18 protein-coding genes are annotated in these 24268 nt (G+C 34.5%); 1 reads left to right on the forward strand and 17 read right to left on the reverse strand.

Going from position 1 to position 24268, the window contains the following annotated elements; translation table 11 throughout:
- Window positions 1-10: 10 nt before the first annotated feature.
- The 16 genes from IJE13_RS00120 to IJE13_RS00195 all read right to left on the reverse strand — a co-directional run bounded on the left by IJE13_RS00120 (window position 11) and on the right by IJE13_RS00195 (window position 22457).
- Window positions 11-3223, reverse strand: a complete 3213-nt coding sequence (locus IJE13_RS00120) for a DUF5814 domain-containing protein (protein WP_292775574.1) — start codon at window positions 3221-3223, stop codon at window positions 11-13.
- Between the two features lie 148 nt (window positions 3224-3371).
- Window positions 3372-4448, reverse strand: coding sequence for an ATP-binding cassette domain-containing protein (locus IJE13_RS00125; RefSeq protein WP_292775576.1), 1077 nt, complete (start codon window positions 4446-4448; stop codon window positions 3372-3374).
- Window positions 4449-4499: 51 nt separating this feature from the next.
- A complete protein-coding gene (gene modB / locus IJE13_RS00130) occupies window positions 4500-5174 on the reverse strand; it encodes a molybdate ABC transporter permease subunit (RefSeq protein ID WP_292775579.1) in 675 nt (224 codons plus the stop codon).
- A 109-nt stretch (window positions 5175-5283) separates the two neighbouring features.
- Complete coding sequence (locus IJE13_RS00135; protein ID WP_292775582.1) at window positions 5284-5490, reverse strand: TOBE domain-containing protein; 207 nt, start codon at window positions 5488-5490, stop codon at window positions 5284-5286.
- A 20-nt stretch (window positions 5491-5510) separates the two neighbouring features.
- On the reverse strand, window positions 5511-6320 hold the full coding sequence (gene modA / locus IJE13_RS00140; protein WP_292775584.1) for a molybdate ABC transporter substrate-binding protein: 810 nt from the start codon (window positions 6318-6320) through the stop codon (window positions 5511-5513).
- 250 nt (window positions 6321-6570) lie between these two features.
- Window positions 6571-7377: a zinc ribbon domain-containing protein gene (locus IJE13_RS00145; protein ID WP_292775586.1), complete on the reverse strand. Its 807-nt coding sequence runs from the start codon at window positions 7375-7377 to the stop codon at window positions 6571-6573.
- A gap of 135 nt (window positions 7378-7512) precedes the next feature.
- A complete protein-coding gene (locus IJE13_RS00150; protein ID WP_292775589.1) occupies window positions 7513-7764 on the reverse strand; it encodes a DUF5654 family protein in 252 nt (83 codons plus the stop codon).
- A 293-nt stretch (window positions 7765-8057) separates the two neighbouring features.
- Entirely contained in the window at window positions 8058-8762 is a 705-nt protein-coding gene (locus IJE13_RS00155) for an ECF transporter S component (RefSeq protein WP_292775591.1), read from the reverse strand.
- Between the two features lie 128 nt (window positions 8763-8890).
- Window positions 8891-10729, reverse strand: a complete 1839-nt coding sequence (locus tag IJE13_RS00160) for an ATP-binding cassette domain-containing protein (RefSeq protein ID WP_292775593.1) — start codon at window positions 10727-10729, stop codon at window positions 8891-8893.
- Window positions 10720-11712: an energy-coupling factor transporter transmembrane component T gene (locus tag IJE13_RS00165; protein ID WP_292775595.1), complete on the reverse strand. Its 993-nt coding sequence runs from the start codon at window positions 11710-11712 to the stop codon at window positions 10720-10722. Before IJE13_RS00165 ends, IJE13_RS00160 begins: the two co-directional genes overlap by 10 nt.
- A 575-nt stretch (window positions 11713-12287) precedes the next feature.
- Complete coding sequence (locus IJE13_RS00170) at window positions 12288-16088, reverse strand: right-handed parallel beta-helix repeat-containing protein (protein ID WP_292775597.1); 3801 nt, start codon at window positions 16086-16088, stop codon at window positions 12288-12290.
- A gap of 214 nt (window positions 16089-16302) precedes the next feature.
- Window positions 16303-16947, reverse strand: a complete 645-nt coding sequence (locus IJE13_RS00175) for a MotA/TolQ/ExbB proton channel family protein (protein ID WP_292775616.1) — start codon at window positions 16945-16947, stop codon at window positions 16303-16305.
- A 109-nt stretch (window positions 16948-17056) separates the two neighbouring features.
- Window positions 17057-17788, reverse strand: a complete 732-nt coding sequence (locus IJE13_RS00180; RefSeq protein ID WP_292775599.1) for a DUF2162 family putative transporter — start codon at window positions 17786-17788, stop codon at window positions 17057-17059.
- Window positions 17789-17860: 72 nt separating this feature from the next.
- Window positions 17861-18193: a DUF2149 domain-containing protein gene (locus IJE13_RS00185; RefSeq protein WP_292775602.1), complete on the reverse strand. Its 333-nt coding sequence runs from the start codon at window positions 18191-18193 to the stop codon at window positions 17861-17863.
- A gap of 174 nt (window positions 18194-18367) precedes the next feature.
- Window positions 18368-19471 (reverse strand): CDP-glycerol glycerophosphotransferase family protein, encoded by a 1104-nt coding sequence (locus IJE13_RS00190; RefSeq protein ID WP_292775604.1) that lies wholly within the window; start codon window positions 19469-19471, stop codon window positions 18368-18370.
- Window positions 19472-19574: 103 nt separating this feature from the next.
- Entirely contained in the window at window positions 19575-22457 is a 2883-nt protein-coding gene (locus IJE13_RS00195) for a CDP-glycerol glycerophosphotransferase family protein (protein WP_292775606.1), read from the reverse strand.
- A gap of 146 nt (window positions 22458-22603) precedes the next feature.
- Between IJE13_RS00195 and IJE13_RS00200 the strand changes: the two genes are divergently transcribed.
- The gene (locus IJE13_RS00200) at window positions 22604-23155 is read left to right on the forward strand and encodes a hypothetical protein (protein ID WP_292775608.1); all 552 of its coding nucleotides are present in this window, start codon (window positions 22604-22606) and stop codon (window positions 23153-23155) included.
- A 116-nt stretch (window positions 23156-23271) separates the two neighbouring features.
- On the opposite strand, the gene IJE13_RS00205 is transcribed toward IJE13_RS00200, so the two are convergent.
- A complete protein-coding gene (locus IJE13_RS00205; RefSeq protein WP_292775610.1) occupies window positions 23272-24180 on the reverse strand; it encodes a hypothetical protein in 909 nt (302 codons plus the stop codon).
- Window positions 24181-24268 lie beyond the last annotated feature (88 nt).

Genomic DNA, 24268 nt, shown 5'->3' on the forward strand with positions numbered 1-24268 from the left:
TTTTATTTAATTATTTTCCAGATTCAACTATTTTCATCAATTTTTCTGACTTTTCAACTATCTCCTTTTGACCAAATGCTTTAGCTATTCTTCTTATTGCATCCAGATTCCTCACATAGGCATCAAGCCATGAGAATATGTCACCAGGATAAGTCTGAATCTGATATTCCTTAAGAAGAGAATTGGAAATGTCTATAGGGTCCTTTCCATTCAACCTTTGATTTATGATATAATAGGAGACTCCTCTCTGCAGGCATTCGCAGAATGGCCTTTCATGGCAATCGCATCTCAGGAAATCAATCTGAATCTTTAAAAGCGCATCCTGGAACTTCTTGTCAATCTTTGATATTGCCTCTCCAGAGGAAATTATATCCAATGTTGACTCTGAAAACAGTCTGGTTGAAAAGTTCATCTTCAAGGCGCTTATGATCTGCTTGTGGACAACAGGTGCCAAATAGGCATTTTCAAAGAGTTCCAAATCAAGTGCGATTGACTGAACCTTCAACAGGTCATTGGAATTGACTTCATCTTTAGTCATTTTCTCATGAATGTCTGAAAAGATGTTTTCCTTGAACTTGATTTGCTTCAGAGCAGGAGAATTATTCTTTTTATTCTTTTTATTAGTCTTCTTATTGTAGATTACATCTGATTTAATATCCTTATCCTTCTTATAATCATTCTTTTTATTATTAGAATCGTCAGTGGCCTTATAATCCTTGGACTGGTTCAATCCTTCAAAATAATCAGCAATGTTATCTATATATTTGCTGGTATTGGATTCCTTCTTGGTATCCTTTTTAGGAACTGGCTTTTCATCCAAATCCTCTTCAACAATGAACTTGATTCCGGAATCCTCATCCTTGAAAATAGGCTTTTCCTGGATTTTATCTTCCTTGGATTTGTCCTTTTTATGCTTATTATGATTCTTTTTATTGTCCTTTTTAGATTTATTCTTATTAGAAGACTTTTTATCCTTTTTAGATTTATCTTTCTTCTTGGAATCCTTTTTATCCTTTTCTTTTTTATTTTCTTTATCTTTCTTATCCTTTTTAGCACTATCTTGAACCTGTTTTGACTTGTTCTTTATCTTCTTGTTCTTCTTCAATATACTCTCATTCTCTTCATCTATCCTTTCAGACAACAGTCTTAGCTCCTTCAGATTAGTCTTGAAGAATGGCTTATTGTAATAATAGCTCAAATAATTTGAATCATTGATTGAATCCTTGATGATCACACCGTCATCAACTGATAAGAATGACATTGCAACTGCTCTACCGAAGCGAGTTGTGTCTATTGTATCGTCTGCATGTACTATTATCGCATCCTTATCTTCAAGTTCATCAAGTGCTGTCATTATATCCATTGGAACTGGAATATTTTGATAGAATTCCTCGACATCTGCCACTTTCCTTAATGACTTTGATGATATATCGGCAAGCATCTGTTCGAGGGATCCGTCCTCAGTATATTCCACGAATATGTCTTCCACATCACTTTCCAAAAGGTCAAGTGCAACTGCCTCTTCACTTTCATTGTCGAACTTGCTTCCAATCTCAGGTATGAGATAAATTACCCCTCTGTCATGGTATGTTGGCCTACCTGCCCTACCTAGCATCTGTGAGAATTCGTTAGGGCTAATCCATTTGTTACCCATCAATAGTGATTCGAAGATTACCTGTGATGCAGGAAAATCCACACCTGCCGCAAGAGCTGCTGTAGTTACAACTGCGGCAATCTTTCCTTTGGAAAAGTCCTTTTCAATCTTTTCCTTCTTGAAGTATGAGAGTCCAGCATGATAGGCTGAAGCGTTGATTCCCTTACCAGATAGGAAATTTGCTATCTTATGGGTCTTTCTTCTTGAATTTGTGAATATCAGTGTCTGTCCCTTGAATCCCTTTGAGGAAGTGCTGTAATATTCCCTTTGAACAAGCTTTCTCATTATTATCCTTCTTTGCACATCTCCCCTAACAAATGCAATGTGTCTTTCTAGGGGAACTGGACGCTCCTTGTACTGAACCAGTTTCATATTGAAGTCATTAGCCAGGTCCTGTGGATTCTTGATTGTAGCGGACAATCCTATTATTTGAGTGTTTGGGAAGATATGCTCGATTCTCTTAATTAAACCGTTCAGTCTGAGTCCTCTTTCCTCATCTGAGATTGTGTGGATTTCATCTATCAGAACAAGTCCCAAATCCTTTAATGCATCAGATTGACCTGAACGGATCAGAAAGTCGATTCCTTCATATGTACCGACAACAATGTCTGCCTCCTGTATATTTGAATTAGGCAGCTTAAGCTCTCCCTTAGCCTTGATACGGTTCATACCTACCTTAATTGCCACCTTCAATCCTAAAGGCTCGTATCTCTTCTTGAAGTCCCTATACTTTTGGTTTGCAAGTGCAACAAGAGGGGTTAGGAAAAGGAATTTCTTTCCATTCAATGCCTTTGGAATGCCTGCAAGCTCTCCAACCAATGTCTTTCCACTACCTGTGGCTGAAACTACCAATAGATTTTCATCCTTCAATAATCCTTCCCTGATTGCCAGATATTGGACTGGAAGAAGATATTGGTTCTTTTCCTGAAGTATGACCTGCTTGAATTCCTCTGGAATCTTAAGCCTTTTCATAGCTATTTTAGGTATCTTGTCATCATGGACCTTGACTCTATCGAAGAGTGTCAAGTCAGAATGCTCCAATGGATCGAACCTTGGTGAAAGCATTTCCAAGACATCATCAAGGCTTCCTGTCTTTTCAAGAACCCTCTTGAAGTTCCTGAATACCTTCTTGTCATATCCCCTAAGCTGAAGCTCCCTTTTTATTGTGTTTTCAGCACAGGTCTTGCAGATCAGTTGGTCATGATACCTGTATGAGAAAGAGGAATTTATGATGGTGACCTCACCTTCATAGCTGCAATGCTGGCATATGTTTGTGAATCTCACCTTGATGTTGTTCTGCTTCAAAAAGGCTTCCAGCTTATCGTCCTTCTCTGCCAGGAAAACCGCCTGGGAACGCAATAGATTGATTGCCCTTGATGGAGGATAGAGCTTGTCTTCCTTTTCATCCTTGACCACAAAGCGATTGATAGAGATTGAGCCGTCCTCTTCATTTTCCTTGAACTTCAAGACTCCAATGAATTCCGGCTTTCGCTTTGTATTCAAAGCTCCCTTAGGGCTTCCTATAGGATACATTTCCCAAGACTTTTTCCTTTTGTTCAGTACTATCATTGATAAGATTCCCAGATTTTTATTTAATAAAATTAGTATAGTTTAAATTATATTTCTAATAGTTTAAAAAGATTAAGACAAATAAAGAAATAATTTATGAAAAAATTAGAAAATAGGAAAATGATTTGATTAAAAAAAGTCCTTAAAATTAAAAAAAAAGTAAAAAAAAGTAAAAAAAAGAAAAAAGAGTATTAAAATACTCTTCCAACAGGATTATGTTTTTAGGATCCACCTTCAAATAGTCAGGAATCTCAAATTCATGCTCATAGATCTGCTTGTCATATTTCCACCATAGGCCGTTTTCCAAGGTTATCTCCCATTCGAAAGGCATTTCTATCTTTGTTGAATTTTCAGTGCCGAATGCATTGACAGCATCCTTATCTGCAGATGAGAAGTCATGTGCCCTTATTCCCATATGGGTTACGTTTGGTGAAATCTTCTGGGACACTTCAAATTCAAGCCCCCAATCCAATGACTTGAGATGATAGTCATCAATGATTTCAACTCTGGAAATGTTCTTGCATCCTGTAAGCCTTGCAACCTGAACCTTCCTCGGATTCTCAAATACATCATGGGTTTCCCCCTTTGCAATGATCTTGCCTTGGTCCAATATTATGAGCTCATCACAGAACTGGAATGCCTCGTCACGATTGTGAGTGACCAAAATGGAGAATCCGTCAAAATCCTTCAGTGAATTTATGAGTTCAAGACGCAACTGTTCCTTAAGGAAGGTATCCATGGCACTGAATGGCTCATCCAAAAGGATCACATCAGGTCCGTAAGCCAATATCCTTGCCAATGCCACCCTTTGCTGCTGGCCTCCTGACAACTGCCTCGGATATCTCTTTTCCAGACCATCCAAATGAAAGCGCTTTATGATTTGAGACAAATGATCTCTGTCATAATCCTTTCCAAGACCGATTGCAACATTTTCCTCTACAGTCATATTGGGAAACAAGGCGTAATTCTGGAACAGGTACCCCACATTTCTCTTTTGAGGCTTTAGGTTTATCTTAGCACTTGAATCAAAATAGGTTTTGCCGTTCAGGCTTACAATCCCATCATCAGGATCCACAATCCCGGCAATGGATTTCAATGTCATGCTCTTGCCGCAACCGGAAGGACCTAGAATACCCAAACAGCCTTTTTTCAACTCAAAATCAACATCCAAGTCAAATTCCTTAAGTCTCTTTTGGATATCCACCTTCAACAATTCATTTGTCATAATCCTTCCTCATAAAATAAAAATCAATAAATAAATAGAATAATGTTTTAGTTATCTCCATTGCTTTTCCTTGCGCAATGAAATGTAGTCCATAATGAAAATGGCTATGAAAGCTATGAAAACAATGAAAACCACATAATAAAAAGCAGTTCCCATATTTCCGGCAGCCACTTCAGAGTAAACTGCCATTGGGAGTGTTCTGGTCTGTCCTGCAATGTTACCTGCAAGCATGGCTGTAGCACCGAACTCGCCTAATCCACGGGCATAAGCCAATATTCCTCCGCTGATGATTCCAGGCAATGCATTTGCAAATAGAACCTTTCGGAAGATATTCCACTCAGACATGCCTAATGTACGGCCGGCATCCAATAGGTTGGAGTCAACCTGCTCGAATGCAGCCCTTGCAGAACGGTACATCAAAGGAAAAGACATGACCACTGCTGCAATGACTGTTGCAGGCCATGAGAAGGCTATCTTAAAAGCAAAAAAGTCTAAAAAGAAACTGCCGATTGGTCCTCTAACACCAAATATGTACAATAAGAAGAAACCCACTACAGTAGGAGGCAATACGATTGGAAGTGTGAAGATTCCATCAAGTATAATCTTTATTGTATCGTTTTTCATCTTGACAATGCCCCAAGCGACAATCAAACCTACAAAAAAGGTTATGAAGATTGATACGCTTGCTGTCTTCATTGAGATGAAAATTGGTGAGAAATCAACCATAAAAAAGCTCCTTTATTATCTATGTCCATTTATGTTCTTATAGACATATAAAATTTTTCATATCGTTTTAAAAAAAAAAAGTATTATGAGAGTTTTGAACTCCCATATTTTATTTTCCGACTATTACCTCAGTTGATTTGATGATGGCACATACGTCGTCGCCTTCAGTCAATCCTAAGTTCTCAGCGGATTCCTTAGTGATGACTGCGGTAATCACATTAGGATCTGTAATCTCAATCTTAATGTTTGCCATGACCGCACCAAGTTCAACTTTGGTAACCTTTCCTTTCAATTGATTTCTAGCGCTGATTTCCATAATTAATCTCCCTTTTATAATTAGTCATGAATTGTAAATCCATACTCAACGAATTTATCCTTTGCCTCTTGGGTTTGGAGGAATTCCATGAATTCCGCTGCAGCCTCAGAGTTTTTGGAATCCTTCAATTGAGCTACAGGATATATGACCGGAGTGTCTAAAGCATCATCAGGTGCTTCACAAACCACTTTAACATCTTCAGTGGATTTAGCATCGGTAGCGTATACGATACCGCATTCAGCAGATCCTTGAGCAACCTGGTTCAATACTGCAGTCACATCAGTGCCTAAAGAGAATTTGGATTCAAGCTTGTCCCAAAGGCCAAGGTTGGTCAATATTTCCTTAGCGTATTGTCCTGCAGGTACGGATTCAGGGTCTCCGATAGCAATGGTGCCGTCCACATTTGCCAAGTCGTCAAATGACTTGATTTCAGAGTCTGAGTCAGCAGGTACGATCAATACGACCTTGTTTTCCAGGAATTGGAGGTTGGTGTCGTTGTCAATCAAGTCCTCTTCAACCAATGCATCCATCTGTTTGTTGGCTGCAGACATGAATACGTCCGCTTCCAATCCGTTTTCAATTTGAGTTTGCAAATCCCCGCTTGAAGCGTAAGTTGGAGTGACCTTCACACCAGGATACTTCTCTTCAAACATAGGAATCAATTCATCATCATACACATTCTTTAAACTAGCTGCTGCAGCCAAGTTCACTTCCTGTCCGTCCAAGTCAGGTTCGCCGGTAATGAAGTCAAGCCAGCCAGCGGAACATGAACCTACGCTAATGATAGCGATTAAAGCCAAAACAGCAATAATTAACGCTTTCCTATTCATTTTTACTCTCCTTTTTAACAAATCAAAAAAATACAATCTTAATAATCCTCTTATTTTGATTGTTAAGCATACTTTGTTTTTGATGATATATAAATATTTTCATATCGAATTTTAGATTCCATCAAAAATTAGGGGAAAATTATTAAATATTTCTTAAAATAAGTCCAATTGAATTGCTCAGTGATGACGTTCGTTAATGAAAACAAATCATTTGAAAATGGATGATTGATGTGAGAAAATTAGAAATACTCTATTCTTTCATGTAATAAAAAATGGACTCTAAAAAGCTTATATCCTTATATGTGGAGTCATCACTGGAATTTGGAATTATTATGCCATATCCGTAATATTCTCCCTTGCCGCCATAGATTATTATCGGATCCCCATTATCCATATCAGTTGAATAGACCTGTCTTTGGGATGGAGTGTCGAACTTGCATTTGAAGATTTCGAGAACATACCAATCGTCATCATCGACATTCACATAATAGGTTTCATATTCGGTTATTGTGAAGTCTTCAGATTCAAGATTGTATGAATGGTTTGAATCAATCAGTTGGGCCTCTCCCTTTCCGCTTAAATAGGCATTACTGTCTATTGCTATCTTGTATGGTTCATTTGTGCCTATATCTCCTCTTCTTTCATCACGGTTTCTGTCATAGAGATATTTGGTATTGGAAGGATCATAAGAAAGATTATCTGAGCTGTCCTCTATAATGGAAGTGTCATAGCCATTTGAATTATCCCCTTGGGAACCATAATAGCTGATTGCTGAAAACAATAAGAGCACTATAAAGAGAACAATGCATACCTTTCCCCATGGAAAGCTTTCAGACTTATCTGAACCGCTTGATGAATCCTTCTTTGAAGAGCTTTCAAAGGGATTTCTAGAGCTTCTGTTGTCAAAGTCATCAAAGGGACCGTCAAATTCCCTTTTGGAAGAGCCGTCTGAATAATGATCCGCCTTGTATCTTGGCACATATTCCTGACCGCAATTGGGACAGAACTTTGCCTCATCTGAAAGTTCCCTGCCACAGTTTCCACAATATTTTGCCATTTTTAACCCCCTTAAACAAACAATCAACAAAATACAATAAACTAATGAATATATAATTATAAAAAAAGATTTTCAAAAATATTAAAAAAATATAAAATTAAAACAAAAAATGAAAAAGAGAATAATAAAGTTTATTTATTCTCCTTTAACTTCATCATCTACTTCAATACCCATTTTAGCAGCCATTCTAGCGAGAATGATGGTTACAACTACTGCAAGAATGGTTACAACAATTGCGTAAATGAATAATCCGTTAAGTGCGTCTCCAGTACCTACTAAAGTTTCAATTAACTTTTGGATTGCGTCGTTCCATGCTAAACCTGCAACTAAACCGAATGCAGTGGTTACTAATGTAATAATAGTTTTCATTACTGTTTTTGCTACCATAATATATCTCCCTTAATATTTTTAAAAAACAACTAAAATTAGTAATAAACTACAATTTTAACCTTTAAAGATGAATTCACTCATAAAAATTCAGTTAAATAGGCTTTACTAATTAATAGTTATTTAAGAATATGTTATTTATCATATATAAAGTTATTACTAAAATACGGTTTAAATAATACTATAAAATAGGTTTAAGTTAATATTCAGTAAAGAATTTGAAAATAAGTGAATAATATATAATTAAATCAAAAAATATTGAATATTAAAAATAAAAAAGAAAAAATAAAAGATTAGTCACTGAGACTAATGCTTTCATTTTCATAAGAATGGCCGGACAGGTATTTCACCTTTGCTCTGGTGAACATCTTCTTGAACCAATCATACAAAACAACCAAAAGCACTGCATTTGTAACTCCGTGGGTCAGGTCGTAGCTAACCCCATTCAAGTACAATGCAATGATTGGAGTGATTTCCAAAGCTGTTCCGGAGTAGAAGATTGCGGAAATGTCTGTAATCCATCCGTATAGGAATCCCCACAACAATCCGAACACTATTCTGAATCCCACATTGTCAAACTTGGAAGCCAGGAATCCTGCACTTGCTCCCATAAGTCCCCAAGCAAGCATCTGGAAGAGGACCCAATATCCCATTCCCATAAAGAGACCAGAGACGAATGCTGTCAATGCACCTACAATGAATCCCTCCTCCTTGCCGAAGACAACACCGACCATTATTATGATGAATGATGCCATGTTCACAGCAGGAATTGACATGAGAATAAGCCTTCCCACAGTTGCAATAGCTGTGAGAACTGCAATCAATACGATTGATTCAACCGGCGGCTTCTTGTTTTCATACATCTTGAATACTGCATAAATAAGTCCGGCAAGAAATAGAATCAGGAAAATAACCATTGTGATTGTAAATATTGGAGTATTTACAGCTCCTGTAGAACTTGCAGACATATTTGTTAACATTTCATCCATTGCACTCATTATTACACACTCTCATAAATCGAAATTAATTATTAATTATTTTTTTTTTAATTTTTTTTTTGAAAAATTAATTATAAATATTTATTTTTTTTTAATTGAAAATTATAAAATTATGAAAATTATAAAATTTATTCTAACTCCCATTTTTCCTTCAAGTCATCTAAAGTGACTATTTCAGGCACATAATCCTTTACCATCCTATTGACGAATGTGGTATAGAAATTGTTCTCGGCAAATATCACCTTAGGATCATCATCAATCTGAATGTCCTTGTCAAAGAGCATCAGGCATCTTCTGCAATTGTTTGCAACAAAATCAAGGTCATGGCTTGTCATGAGTATTGTCAATCCGTTATCCCTCAATGAATTCAATATATTGGCAAGATTCTTGCTGGATATAGGATCAAGACCCTTTGTAGGCTCATCCAATACAAGAACATCAGCATTCTGAAGCAATGCCTTTACAATCACAATCTTCTGCTGCTCTCCTCCACTGCAGTCATATGGATGCTTGTCAATCAGGTCACAGATGTCAAAGAATTCAATCAGTTCCTTGAACTTGAATTGTATGCTGTCGAATTCCAAGTTATTTAATAGCTCGGATTCAATGAATTCCTCATTATTCAATTTCAAAAGATTATCATAAGCTTCCTTATTGAATTCAATATTGCTCTTGTTAAGCAGATTGGATTCAAGTATGGATTCCAAGAACTCCTCCTTCACATTGTCCTTGGAAAAGTGAATCATAGGATTCTGATGAACATAAGCCAATTTTATTCCTTTCTTATACTTTACCTTACCTTTAATTGGCTTCAATATTCCAACCAACAATTGCAGGAATGTTGATTTTCCAACACCGTTTCCACCAATCAGGCTTACGAAGTCACCATCATTCAAGTCAAAATCGACATTCTTCAGAATTAGGTTTTCCTTTTCATATGCAAAGTAGATTCCACTCATTTGAATTAATGCATTTTTGTTTCTGTTCAATGAAATCCTATCCAAAATACCTGATTTTTCTTGAGAATGGTATTTTTTATTAGTGTGATGTAGATTACTATAATCTAAATTATCAGAATTATTAGTATCTTCACTTATTTTAATTAAATCATCATGAATTGTGATAAGACAACGTCTTCCTTCACGAATGCTTAAAGGAGTATTCAATTTAATTAAACTTGGAAACTTGACAGAAAGTGAGTTGTATATTTTGGTAACAACTGGCAGATAATTTTCAAATATCTCATCATCAATCACTTCACTGCAGATATTATGAGCATTGTCTACAAATTCTATTTTTCCATCCTTCAAAAACACTGCCTTGTCAATGAATGGGAATATGCTGTCTGCCTTATGCTCACTCATGATCACTGTTATGGAAAATTCCTCATTCAGTCTTCTGACGATTGATAGGAATTCATATGACGCAATAGGGTCAAGTTGTGACATAGGTTCATCGAGGAGAAGGACTTGTGGCCTTAAGACGAGAAGTGAACAAAGGTTCACCAATTGCTTCTGTCCTCCTGATAACTCATTCACATTCTTATGAAGTATGTCGTTGATTCCAAAGAAGGCAACTATCTCACTAATTCTGTTTCTTATTTCCTCTGTAGGAAGACCAATGTTTTCAAGAGGGAATGCAATCTCCTGAATTACAGTGTCTGTAACTATCTGGCTGTCCGGATTTTGGAAAAGGTATCCGATGTCACAGGCAGAGGAGATGTCATCAAGCTCCTCTATTCTCTTTCCATTGAAGGTTATCTCACCGCTTCTTCTGCCTGCAGGCATCAGTTCCTTCTTGAGATTGGTAAGCAAAGTGGTCTTTCCACATCCTGATGGACCGCATAATAGAACAAAATCACCGAAATCGATTTCAAGATTGATATTATCCAATGATTTTATATTGGATAGGCTTCCATCCGAATTGAGGTATTCGAAACTGAAATCCTTGAATTCAATCAATGCCATAATATCCTCTCCTTAATTTCAAGATAAATCAAAGGAAGCAGGAACACAATGAATGCCAGATAATAAATGTTGAATGGCAGATTGCTGAATGAGAAGTCAATTGAAGGGTAGATGTTGATCATTCCCACTCCTTTCAATAATCCTACAATGATAATGGCTACAGTAACTACGATGATTGCAATGAATGCATAGTCTGCACTACCGAACTTGTAGGAGAGATAGCTTGTTCTCTCTGTAGCGTTATATCCTCTTGCCTTCATGGATTTTGCTGTAAACATGGATTCCTCCAAAGACCATGAGACTGTTATTCCCATGATTTTACCTAATGTCTTTGCCTCCTTGATGATTGCAGCCACTCTCTTGTTTGATTTGAGTTTATTGATAAATTTAGAATTGTTATAGGAACTCATATTTGAGTTGAACTGATCCAAATTCAATTTATTATTTCCACTAAAAGCATTGGAATCAGAATCGTCATCATCAAATTCAACGCCATTATTCTTCAGATTATTCAATTTCTGAACTTCAATTGCTCTTGAATTGATTAGTGGAATGAATCTCAATGCCATTACAATAATCATAGAAATAATTGGAAGCTTTTTGGAAAAGATATAAAGCATTTCCTGATAGGAGACTGACCTGTTGTATGATGAGAATATCAAAATGACCAGGAGCAATGCCAAAGTCATCAATACACCATAGGCAATGGCTTCATAAGTTACAAAGAAGTTATGCCAAAGGTATATCCTATGGGCTCCGGTTCTGTTAAGCAATGGATTTAAGATTAGTATCAGTATGCTTAATGGAATGTAGAACTTCAATATGTTCCTTAATTCGGAGCTTACTCCCTGGAGAGCTATTAAGACCAATATGAGAACTAAAAATGTAAGTACAAAATAGGGATCACTGAAAATGAATGCAAAGAGAACCATTATAAAATAGTAAAGCAAATAGACTCCCGGATGAATTGATGTAAGTTCCATAAGACGTTCTCCCAAATTCAGTGAAGATTAATAATTATAATCTAATATTAATTTAATATATAATTTGTAATCTATATAAAGTTTTCTTTATAAAAAATAAAATAAATTTGATTTATAGGTTTAAAAGCTGTTAAAATAATAAAAAAATGAATAAAAAGGGAGAAAAAGAAAAATAGAATAAAAAGATATACTTTAGGAAAAAATAAAAAGAAGACATTCCTATTCTATAATCTAGCAAAGTTGAATATGGAACAAATCCCCTTTAAAGTTTAATCCTAAAGCATATTCCTCAACACAATTTATACTTATAAAATATATTTTATAAAATATAAATTATAATTGATATTAATATTATGTAAAAACATGTTTATAAAAGTTATTATATTTTTAGAAAAAAGCAATAAAAAGTAATAATCTTATTAAAAAAAGAGATTATAAGAAATGTAAAAAAAGCTTAAAATTAAAAAAAAGAAATGAATTAAGGCAAAATGCCTTAAAAAATAATAAAGTTTTACTCCCAAAAGTGAAAAAATTTTGGTCCAGGTTTTGCAGGCCGAAGGCCTGGAAAAGCTGGTTTATTTTATGTCCCTTTTGGAACGTTTGATAAGTTCTGCCGCACATGCAAGTATAAGCAATATTATTATAATCAATACAGGAGCATTCATACCGCCTAAGGATAATGAACGAGCTGCTGCAGAATCCTCATCCACATTCAAGTTATATGCAGCTGACTGAGAGACTGGAGCTGATGATGAAGTACCTACACCATTTCCATCATCCTTATTTGAATCTGAATTGAAACTTGTGCCGTTCACATTGGAATATTCACCAGAATTGGTGCTTCCATTGCCATTTCCATTGGATTCTCCATTGGAGTTATTGCTTCCGGAGTTATTTCCTCCAGAATTGCTTCCATTAGAACCAGAACCACTAGATCCTCCATTTGACTCTCTTACCTTATTGTTGTCGAATGTATTGTTCTTTCCTCCAATGTCATCAAACAACTGGTTTTCAGGAGAAATGACATCTGCGTGACTTGTAGGCTCATAGTCAAGCAAGTCCAATATGTTATAGTCTGTTCCGTTTTTCCTGATTATCATAGGGGAATTGGTACTGTTGTAAATTATATCATCTGCAGTGAATACCAATGGACTGGACGGATTCTTCAATTCCCATATTCTATTGATTTCCTTAACGATTCTAGGAATGAGTGGCTTCAAGGAAGGCAAGCTGTTGTTTGTAATTCTGTTGTTGTTGGAATTGTACAATGACACTCCCCTGACAACCAATGCCTTATCTCCATAACCAATATGATTGTCATAGATTCTGCTGCCATCGGCATCGTATCCTTCAACAAGATAATTGATCCTTGAATTGCATGTGACATTGTTCTTATAGAACTTTGTATTGTCAGCACCTTCCAGGATTGCACCGTAGGATACGTTGTTTGAAGTGCAACTGATTCTGTTCCTTGCCATTGTGGTATTGATTGAATTGTAACCTGCAATGATACCTGCCGCATAATATGTTCCATTCACATGAATATTATTGTCTGTGAAACTGTTGTTTGCGGACACTTGGTCTCTCTTACCGGTTTCTGCCCCTAAAACACCCAATCCATAAAGATATGGGTCCTTGGATGTAACATTGACATTATTATTATGAACCTTGTTGTAGCTGCTTTCATAATACAAGTCAATGCCTACAATGGAATTTGTTGATTCCTGAACTGCAGTATAATATTTGTCAACGCCAGAAGTGGCATTTATATTATTGTATCCGATATCGTTTGAAGATGAATAGAATAAAATAATACCATATGTTTTGTAAACTTCTGGAATAACCATACCCTCTGCATCATTGTCATCAACACTGATAGAGCTGTCCACCTTAATGCTTGAATCATATAGATGAGGCTTGCTTGTACCGTTAACGAAAATATTGTTGCTCTTCAATGTATTGTTGTTTGAATCATAAAGCATTATTCCAAATGTCAAGGCATTCGCTTTGGCTTTTATTGTATTGTTCTGGATATTGCAATTTGATGATTCGGATACATAGATTCCATAACCGTTGTCGTAACTACTTAATTGGATATTGTTGTTTGTCACATTGACGTTCTTTACATTGTCCAGCAATATTGCAAACCTATGGTTATCCTCTGCATTTCCCGGATTTGAATTGATTATTTTAAATCCGTTGACGATAACATTATCAGACTCTATCTTGATTACTGAATCCAATAGCTTGGCGCCGTTGGAGTTCAAATAAACCGGCTTGTCCAGGATGATTCTCTTATCGCTGAAGCTGCCTTTGAAGATCAGTTCATAATCCTCATAATCTGCCTTCAGATAACCGTTTTCATCAAAGCAGGTATAGAAATTATCCTCGGTTACAATGAATTGATTCCTTTTAACATTTATCTTTGTGGAAATCTTGGACGGATTGTAGTCGTCATTTCCTGCATAGCTTATATTCATTGCATAATTGCCAATATTTGCATTGATCTGCAAGCTTGCTTTACCTTGTGAATCAGTGATCCTTTCATAATTTTTCTTTTGTAAGGTAAAGATTACCTTTTGGCCGCTGATTGGATTTCCATACTTATCCTTCAGGAAAACATCAATATAATTGCCTTTTACAACTGTAGTGTCCATTATAGTGATGCCTGTATTTGTCTTGTCATCACTGTAGTTTCCTTCAGTGCCGCTGTCGCCGCCGCTGGTTCCGTTGTCAGTTCCATTGTCTGTATCGTTTCTCTCTATCTCAGAAGGGTCTGTCATGTTTACAATCTGACCGTTGATTGTATTGTTGTAGATTGCATTATGACTTGGAGTGATCGGATTCCTATTGGTGTACTTCAATACAGCAATGGCATCGGAGCCTCCTGAGACATTTATCCTGTTGTCACAGACCAATGTATAGCTGACATTACCTCTTAGAACGATAGCGCTTTTATCGGTGCTTATATCGTTGTTCCTTATTGTTATGTTCTCTGCAAGCCTTGATGTGAAGATAATGACACCTGAGGAATTGATTCCCTTAAGGGTGTTGTTTTCTATTACAGCATTGGACTTTGTAGTGTTTATGCAATTTGCAGATTCCGTATATATTGTATTGTTTGCAATAATTACGTTTTCACCGGTATTCAATATTGAATCTGAACCGACAGACTTCAATGTGTTGTTGGCTATAATATTGTTCTTTCCGGTATTCTGAATGGCAACAACATTTCCATCCTCATTCCAATCAAGTATATCGGTACGTTCGGTAGAGATGTTATTGTTTGAAACTGTAATGTTGCTTCCGGTTGTCAGAATGGCTGCAGGACCTCCGACATTTGATATTGTATTGTTGTATATCAAGGTGTTTGGAGCATCTACAATGATTGCATAGAATGCATTCTCTATTGTATTGTTCGCTATCACTGCGCCATTGCCGCTTGCAGACTGCATAAGATAGATTGCATAACAATAGGAATTATAGGTACCGTTTCTGCTTTTCAGGTAATTGTTTGCTATGATGTTTCCGCTGCATACCTCACCGTCAATAGGCATGAAATCTCCATTTCCATAGGCTGATTGATAGACCATATTGGTGTATTCTGACTCTATGTAATTGTCTCTGATCTCATTATATGATGAGGCTGTCATTGGAATTGTTGAGCTCAGTCCAGATATCAAGGTATTGCTGATGATCTTATTGCAGCTTGCATTTGACATCATTATTGCAAAGCACTTGTGAACGCTTACATTTATCGTAGAGTTCGAAATCGTGTTGTTTGCAGAGTTTATGATGCTTATCCCAGACAAATAATAATTTGAACCTGTTATCTTCTCCTTTGTATTGATTATCTTAAGGTTATTCAATACGGAGCCGGAACTTCCTTCAACAAGACGAATCAGACAATTGGATAACTTATCCCCATCATCTGAAATGATATTTAACCGTTTGTTGATAGTGAATATCTTATTTGAGATACTTTTGATTTTAATTGTATCTCCGTCTTTCAAGGTTCCTGATTTGATCTTTCCATTGGAATCAAAGTAAGTTGAATAGCTTGAACTGTCTATTATGATAGGTTCTGAAGCGGATATCTCATCTGCTTCCCTATTGCCAAGCTTCCTTGATTCCCTTGAACTTGCAATCTCATCATCCGAATCATCTGAATCGGTGATTAGGTCTCCATCACTGATTTCATGATTGGAATCATCAATATTGCTATCCAAATCATCATTTGAATCGGATATGCCAATAGAATCATCAATTATGCTATCCGATGCGTTTGTGACAAGATCGATATTGTCACTTGCACTGACTGCACTCAAGGATAAGAATAATATCACTATTAAAGCAAGAATAGAGGGCAATTTCATTTTATTCGTCATTTCACCTCCATTCAAATTCTTATGAGTTATGTTTTATTGTGCATATTATATAAAACTATCCAAATGACTTGAAAAAATATAAAATAAAGTTAAGATTAGTTGACAAAATAATAAAACAAGATTTAAAAACTGTTTTTGAAAAATAAGAAAAAAATAAAATTATTAGAAAATCTAAAAAAATAGCTATTGAATGATAGATTTTCTAATTCCTTTTAGACATGAAGTCCAATACCGCATCAGACAATACGTCCAAATTGGACAGATACTCCTCATACCATCTGTTCCTAAGCTTTGAGATGACATAAGCCACTGCACCTGATCCGATACCTACAACGGTTGTATCGAATGCCACAATCAATGATTGTGATAAGGTGTTCACATCCCCTGAACCAAGGGCTGCAAGACCTGTTCCCAAAGGAATCAATGTACCCATAAGACCTAAGGTCGGTCCGATACGGGTGATGATGTCAGTCACTTCAAGGGACTTGTCTGTAAGGTTTTCCTCATTTTCAATCAGTTTTCGAGCGAATGCCTCTCTTGAAGCATCAGTCAGGTTCTCTGTGTTTGCTATCTTCACCAAAAGGTTCTTTTGAGCCTGTGGAAGTGGAGAGCCATTGATCTTTGCCTTCAATGAATCAACTGAATCTGAAGCTGACATGTCCAGAATCAGATTGGATACATCATCTACAGAAACCCTTGTTCTTGAGGTGTATTCATAAATGAGTCCCCCTAAGGAAACCACTACAACCACTACAAAAATCAGCAGTATGATAACTACCGGTATCAAAAGACTTTGTGAAATCAAGTTGAGTCCAGTGGTTAGGAAGTCACCACCGGGAATTGCCATTGCCATTAAATCACCTATAAATAAATATTAATAAATTTTGAATAATCTTTAAGTTTTTAAATAAATAAATTTTTCAATCTTTTTAAGATATTTTTTTCTTCATATTGAATTATTTTAACCTATTGTTTCTCTTTTTAAACAAGACTCCAATGCCAAAGCAAACAACTAATAGGACCAAAAGAACCATTCCTACATTCATTGGCATTAAAGTGAGTTGAGTGGATGGATATTCCAATACCTGACTTATTGTAGGTATTAAAAATCCAAATACTATGAATATGAATGCGAAGATCACCATCATGCTTCCATATATTATCGGATACTCTGTAATTCGGTAATCTTCAATGAAATCTGAAAATCTGTAAGCGATAATGCTTATGATTATCAATAAGAGAGCTATGATAATAGCCAAATGAACTGTTGTGACAGTAAGTGAGAAATTGGCCGTATCGAATATGAAGCTTGGAGACAATGCAGCTGAAGACAATATGAACAATCCATAGGAGACTGGTATGAAGTCCAGATACAACAAACCCTTTAGTACATTATCGTATTTATGTTCTTTTTCCCAATAATAGAATGTCAATATTCCAAGTGCTAATGAAATGATTGCCATCACCATATAGAAAAAGAAATTATTCACTGTCAAGCCGATTACAGCCTCATAAAAGGGGCTCAATGCAATGATTATTATGGCAATTATCAATGAAATGAGAACTATGATAATGCTGTGCCTTCTCAAATCGTACTTGAAGAATTCAGACAGCAAGCCAGTTCCAATTGCCAATAATAGGACTGCAGCGAGAATAATTGCTCCAAATAAGCTAACCAATAAATTCATTCTATCACAAAATTAAATAATAGCAGAAGAGATAATGATCTAATTTAAATAAATATCCAAATCTTAATTAAATTATCCTTCCACCATAATCAGATTACCCGTTTTCGAATCCTTATATACCTTTCCCTGTTCCACATAACCTTCTCCAGAGCTGTTTGAAGTGTCTGGAGTTTCATTCAACTTTTCACCTTGTGTCACATTGGTGATCTCCTTGATTGACTCCATGGTTTCCTGCCGCTCCTCTGGAGACATGTCACTAAAGATAACGCTTTGCAAGTTCCAGCCGATTACGGCAAAGATCAGGAATCCGAGAGCAAGAACAAGCATAGCATCCACAAGGTTTGTGGTTCCAGCCATAGGATCCTCTTCCTGTCGTGACCGACGTCTAGATTTCTTTCTAACCATATAAAACCTTCTTAGAAAATCAAAATAATTATTTGAAAAATTAAAATTCTATTTATAGATTTCATTATAATATATAATAAATTTATCTAAATTACTTGAAAAGATATAAAGTGAAATTTAAAAAAAAAGGCTTAAAAGAACTAAGAAAAAAATAAAAAATTTCAAAAGACTGAATCAATCATCCAATACATAATCTAGAATACGCTTGCTTGAAAACTCATCAAAATAATCAAATTGGAAATTAGCAAACCTCTCCAAGTTCTTCATATTGAAATCCTCATTTTTGATTACATCAATCAGCTCATCAGTATTCTGAACTATGTTTCCCGGAACGCTTTTTCTATAATCAAAGTAGAATCCCCTTTCCTTTTCAAGATAATTGTCCAGATCATAGACAAACAGGATGATTGGCTTTTTCAGCAATGTATACTCCACCATCACTGAAGAGTAATCTGTGATCAATATGTCAGAAATCAAGAATAGCTTCTGTTCATCCTTATACTCTGTGAAATTAACGATATTATATGTTTGGCTTAATTCATCCAAATCTATCTGATAGTCCTTATCGGTGAACTTATTGTAATTTGGATGCAACTTAATGCATAGTATGTATTCGTCACCTAATTCCTCAATGAACTGTTCAACGTCAAAGTAATTGAAAACGGCATTATATTTTGGATGTTCCCTAAAGGTTGGTGCATAAAGAACTATTTTCTTACCTCTAAGATTAGGATAGTCCTTTTCAAACTCAGCTTTTAGGTTAGAGATGAATTTCTCATCCAAATGTTCCTTAGAGTAGAAATCGTTTCTAGGAATTCCAAGTGGGATGACCTTTGACTTGTCTATTGCAAAATTGCGAGCATATATATCCACCACATTCTTGGAACTTACAAACAGATTAGTTATCTTATTTGAAAACTTAAGCATGACCTTCTTCTCATTGTCTTCCAATAGGTCATAGCCGAATTTCTTGAACAATCCTGTTCCATGCCATAATTGGATTAATTTTGCTTTCTTATGAAATCTCATAAAGGCTATTGCAAAGAAGTTATCTGTTAAGAAAACGTATTTAGAAGTTGCAAGCAGTTTCATGTTGGACAATGAAAACTGATCCTTTGGAATGAAATGATATTCATACTTTTCCCCTTTGGAAGTTTCTCTTCCTTTTAGCTCATCTGCCAAAAAGCGCAAATTGCTCTCAAATGAAGCGTTTTTGGTAGTTATGAAGGAAACCCTATTGGATTTTAGTGGAAAAATTCTAAATAAATTAAAAATCATTCCATAAATTCTATGTTTAATGTAAATTTTAACAACTCCTAAAACTATATTTTGAATATATAATTTAATTATTTAGATAAAGTTTAATAAAAATTTCTATATTTCAATAATATTTATCCAAGTCCAAAAGCTCTTTAAAGACTCTCTTACAGTTATTTTTATCTTTATATTTAAAGAAATCATCCACTCTTTCCTTATACAAATCTTCCATTTGACAATTAGAATCAACATAATTCTTTATATTATTAATTAAATCATCATATCCCTTTACTACAGGCCCGAATCCCATTTCATCATATTTGAAGTATCCGTTTTCACTGTCAAAGTGATAGTCGTTATCATAATGGTAATAGATCAATGGCTTCTTAAGATATGCGAAGTCAAATGAGACAGAAGAGAAATCTGTAATTATCAATGAGGAATGATTGAAGATGTCACTGTATCTTCTTGAAGTGTACCCTTCATAATCCTTATTCAAATCCTTCAAATCAAAATCCACTCTTCTATCCTTATCAAACAGCTTTATGAACTTATTTAAATTAGGGTGTGGCTTAAAGACTAATTTATAATTATTCTCCTCCAAATAATCAAGTAAATCCTTATCATTAATTAGTTCATTAAAAGTCTTGAAGAAATTGGACTGCTTAAACTCATCATCACTAAAGTTATGATACTGCCTTCTCCAGGTAGGCATCACAATGATTTCCCTTTTATCCTCAAGAGACTCCAAATAGTCAAATCTTGGGAATCCTAAGACCTTTACTATATTTTCACTGTAGCCATAATTAGAGCTTAAGAAAGATTCTTTCTCATAATCAGATACTGTAAGCAATAGACTTAAGTTTTTTTCATAGCTGTTTAACCATGAAGAGACATCATCCTTTGTGACTCCATGCTGAAGGAAGACTGTCTTAGATTTGATCAATCCTGCAAGATGAGGATAATTTCCCCAAAACGGATAAATGATATTGTTGTCAGGATGGGAAGAAATAATCAACTCTGCATACATTGAATAAAGCCTATGCTTCAATGATTTATAAGGGATTACCTTGCCTATCTTTTTGATTTCCTCATATTCCTTGCTTGGCTTATCAAGTCCAAGCAACTTCTTAATCTTATCCTTATTGGAACTTGCAATATATTCATTTTCCAAACTCAACATATTCTCATAATGGCTTGAAGATTTCTCCAAAGTGAAATAGACCTTAATCTTTCTTAAATCATTTAATTCCCCTTTGGAAATGTCTAATTTATCAATTTCATTATCATCTAAATTCTTAATCTTATTGATATACTTGAATAACTGCAATCCATTGTCATCTGCAGAATATGGCAGATCCATCAATATCCATATTCTCTTGTTTCTAAGGAACGGATAGGACAATAAATATAATCCTCTTAAGACAAAGCCTGTACGCCATCCTTCTCTTTTTTGACTGAATATGTTTCTTAAAGTGTGCAATTGATTCTTCAATGAACTGAAGGAAGTCCTTTTCTCAACCAAAATGGAGTTTCCTTGGTCATAGGAAATGTAATCCTTAGATACTTTGAATTCTGAAATCCTTGATAGTCTTGAAGTCAAGTTATAGTCTATCAATAAGTCTTCATCAAGGATCCCCAAATCAGAATATGAATCATTAAGTTCTGCTCTAAATGAAATTTTTGTATTATTATCTTTCATTGGAATCTTAACTTCAAAATTGTGATTGTGTCCATAATTGAAATTCAGTGAATAATTGTCCCTTTGAGGGAAATTAAGCTTTTTGGAGTCTATTATAACATCATCATTCACCACAGCTTGAACATTAAGTTCCTTATTGAATAAGCTTGTAATCATACCAGATATGTATAATTCACTTGGATTCTTGAATTCAAAATTGTCAATATAAACTGTATTAAGAGATAATTTCTTAATTAATGAATCCAATTCTCTTTTACTAATTTTGGGAACTATATTGTTTTCATTTTCCAAGAACTTCTCATCAATTTCCTGAATATTGAATGTCTTTGTATCCAAATAATCCCAACCAAAGTACTTTAACAAGACAATATGTGCCTTCAGTGTGGATGGAATGGACCTTTGTTCCAATATCACCTCATCTCCAATGTAATATAGGAGTGAGAAGATCTTTTCATAAAGCTCCTTAATTTCCTCTTCATTTAAAAGATTGCTTACGTCCTTTATCTCCAAAATCCATTGAAGGTCATACATGATTACATTTTGAATGAATTCAGGAACTTCATTGTACATTCTTAATGAATCATCAATCAATTTAAAGAAATAATTGTCAATGCGTGTAGTGAAATAAGACTTATTGTTTGCAGAGTTGGATATAAGTGAGTTTTCAACATCATTCTTTCTGTAATGATACTCGCAGTCAGACAAAACACCATATTTTGGATTTTCTAAAAACAGTTGATTCATGAGTAATGCATCCTCAGATACAGTGAGGTTTTCATTGAAGTTTTTGCCCTCCAATTTAGAGTATCGAATAAATGAAGAAGCGGCTGATAATTGTATATGGTCAGGCTCTTCAATTAAGTTTACGACACCATTCCTTTCAAATTTGAAATTCAATGGATGATTTCCTCTTTTGTAACCGAAGAAATGTATAGGGATTGATACAATATCAATGTTTTCGTTATTTTCAAAGAAATCATAAACCTTTTCAAAGGCATTTTTAGAAATATAATCATCACTGTCCAGAAAGTTGACATATTTTCCTTCAACCTCACCTAATCCTCTATTTCTTGTGAAGGCTGGACCCATATTTTTTTCATTGCTGATTAGCTTGATGTTATTTGGATACTTTTCCACATAGGATTCGCAAATGGATTTGGTGTTATCCTGGCTTGCATCATTTACGATAATAATTTGAAGGTTATCCTTAAATCCTATGGATTGTTTTATGATTGAATCCAAGGATTCTTCTATGTATTTTTCAGCGTTATAAGCTGCCATCACAACTGAAAATATGAATGTCAAATTATTATCTCCTTTTAATGATTTGAAAAAAAGTCTTTAAAGTTTTTAAATAGTTTTTATATAATCTATATATTTTAAAAATATAAATAGATAACTTAAAAATTAAATACTAAAAATCATAAAATATTAAATTAGGTGAAAAAATAATGAAAAAACTATATATTTTATTATTGAGTTTAATTCTTATTTACATGTGTGTCAATATCGCATATACCATGTATAATCCAGAAAAAGGATTTACAAGCATATTGGGCCATGAGGAAGAGCAGATTGTAGACAACAATACAATAACCTTTGGTTCAAGTGCATTTGCAAGATTAGAGAATTTTGAAAACAATAGCGTTGTCAGCAATGCAGTAAGCTTAGTGGATTCAGGACAAAATCTGACTATAGATGTCAGTGAAATAGATGATTCACTATCATTGCCAGATACTGTGAATGACTTATTGGCAAATGATCCTGCAATTACTTCCAATCAAACTCTTGATCAGAATGGAGTGACTGTTTACTACCTATATGAAGAGGGGTCCGGTTCATACAATGCTAATATTTACTTCAATAAGAATGGACACAATTACTTGATTAGTGGAAATAATATTAGCTATAGTGGCAGTGATTACTTCATTAATAATTGTAAAAACATTATTAATTCCATGGATTTAAAAAAAGAGGAAAGTGGTGGATTTAGTAAATGGTGATTGGAGTTTTAGATATTTTATTTAACCTTTCATCCACATCATTAAATTTTTTTGATTATTCTTTTCAGTTCCATTAAATAATCTAAAATTCAAGAATTATACATTAAAACATAGATTTATTTCACGAAATCTTCTATATTGAACTCATTTCTCTTTTTGTCATATAAATGACTTCGAATAAATAGATGTAATATATTTAATGTTTCACTAATATCTAAAGGACTATGAGGATTTTCAATATCATCATGATAAAAATGCACAGAAAAATTACTATTAAAAATATCCAGATTAATAAGTTTTTTTGTGAAAGGGATACATCTTAAATTTTTGTCATCTTTAGAACATAGATTAACATAATATGTTATATCTGGCACATAATTCATTTTTTTAAATAACTCTATTAAGTCAATACGATAATGAATTTTTTTTAAAATTTCATCTTCATTATTTATTTTTAACTCTTTTTTTAAAAACTTCAATAAATTTTTACAATGAGATTCTGATAGATCAAAAATGGAAAAAAGGCTGTTATTTACTAAGGCCTTTGAATCCTTTATTAAAGTAGCCAAACCTATTGAAGAGAATCCTCCACCTGAACTTCCAAAAAATAGAATATTATTATTAGATATCTCTTGGTTAATTGCTATTTTTTGAATTATTTCAGATATAACTTCTAAAAACCACTCCTCACCACCTACATACCAACCGAGAGTTATATTCTCATCATAATGAAATGTTGGATCGGTATATGTTAAAACTGACTCATTAAAATAATTAAACCAAGACCATCTATCAAAATAAGGAGGCTTGATAATCTTTCCATTTTTAATAATATTCCTTGCCCAAGCCCCAGAACCAAAACAAATTAAATTCTTATTTTCACTTGCAAATTTAATTATAAATTCATATTTCACACCATTCTTAAAAACTCTTAAAGAAAAAGGTTCATCTAATGGAAACGTATATTCTTCAATTTCTTTAATGTCCAAAACTATAGATTTATCTAACATCTTTTCTAAGTTCATTTATTCACCTTTTTTAAGATTAATAAATTTCAGGAAGTTTTTTTCATATATCCAATATAAATAAAAAAAAAAAAAAAAAAATATTTAA

The organism is Methanobrevibacter sp. (assembly GCF_017410345.1).
GTDB lineage: Archaea > Methanobacteriota > Methanobacteria > Methanobacteriales > Methanobacteriaceae > Methanobrevibacter.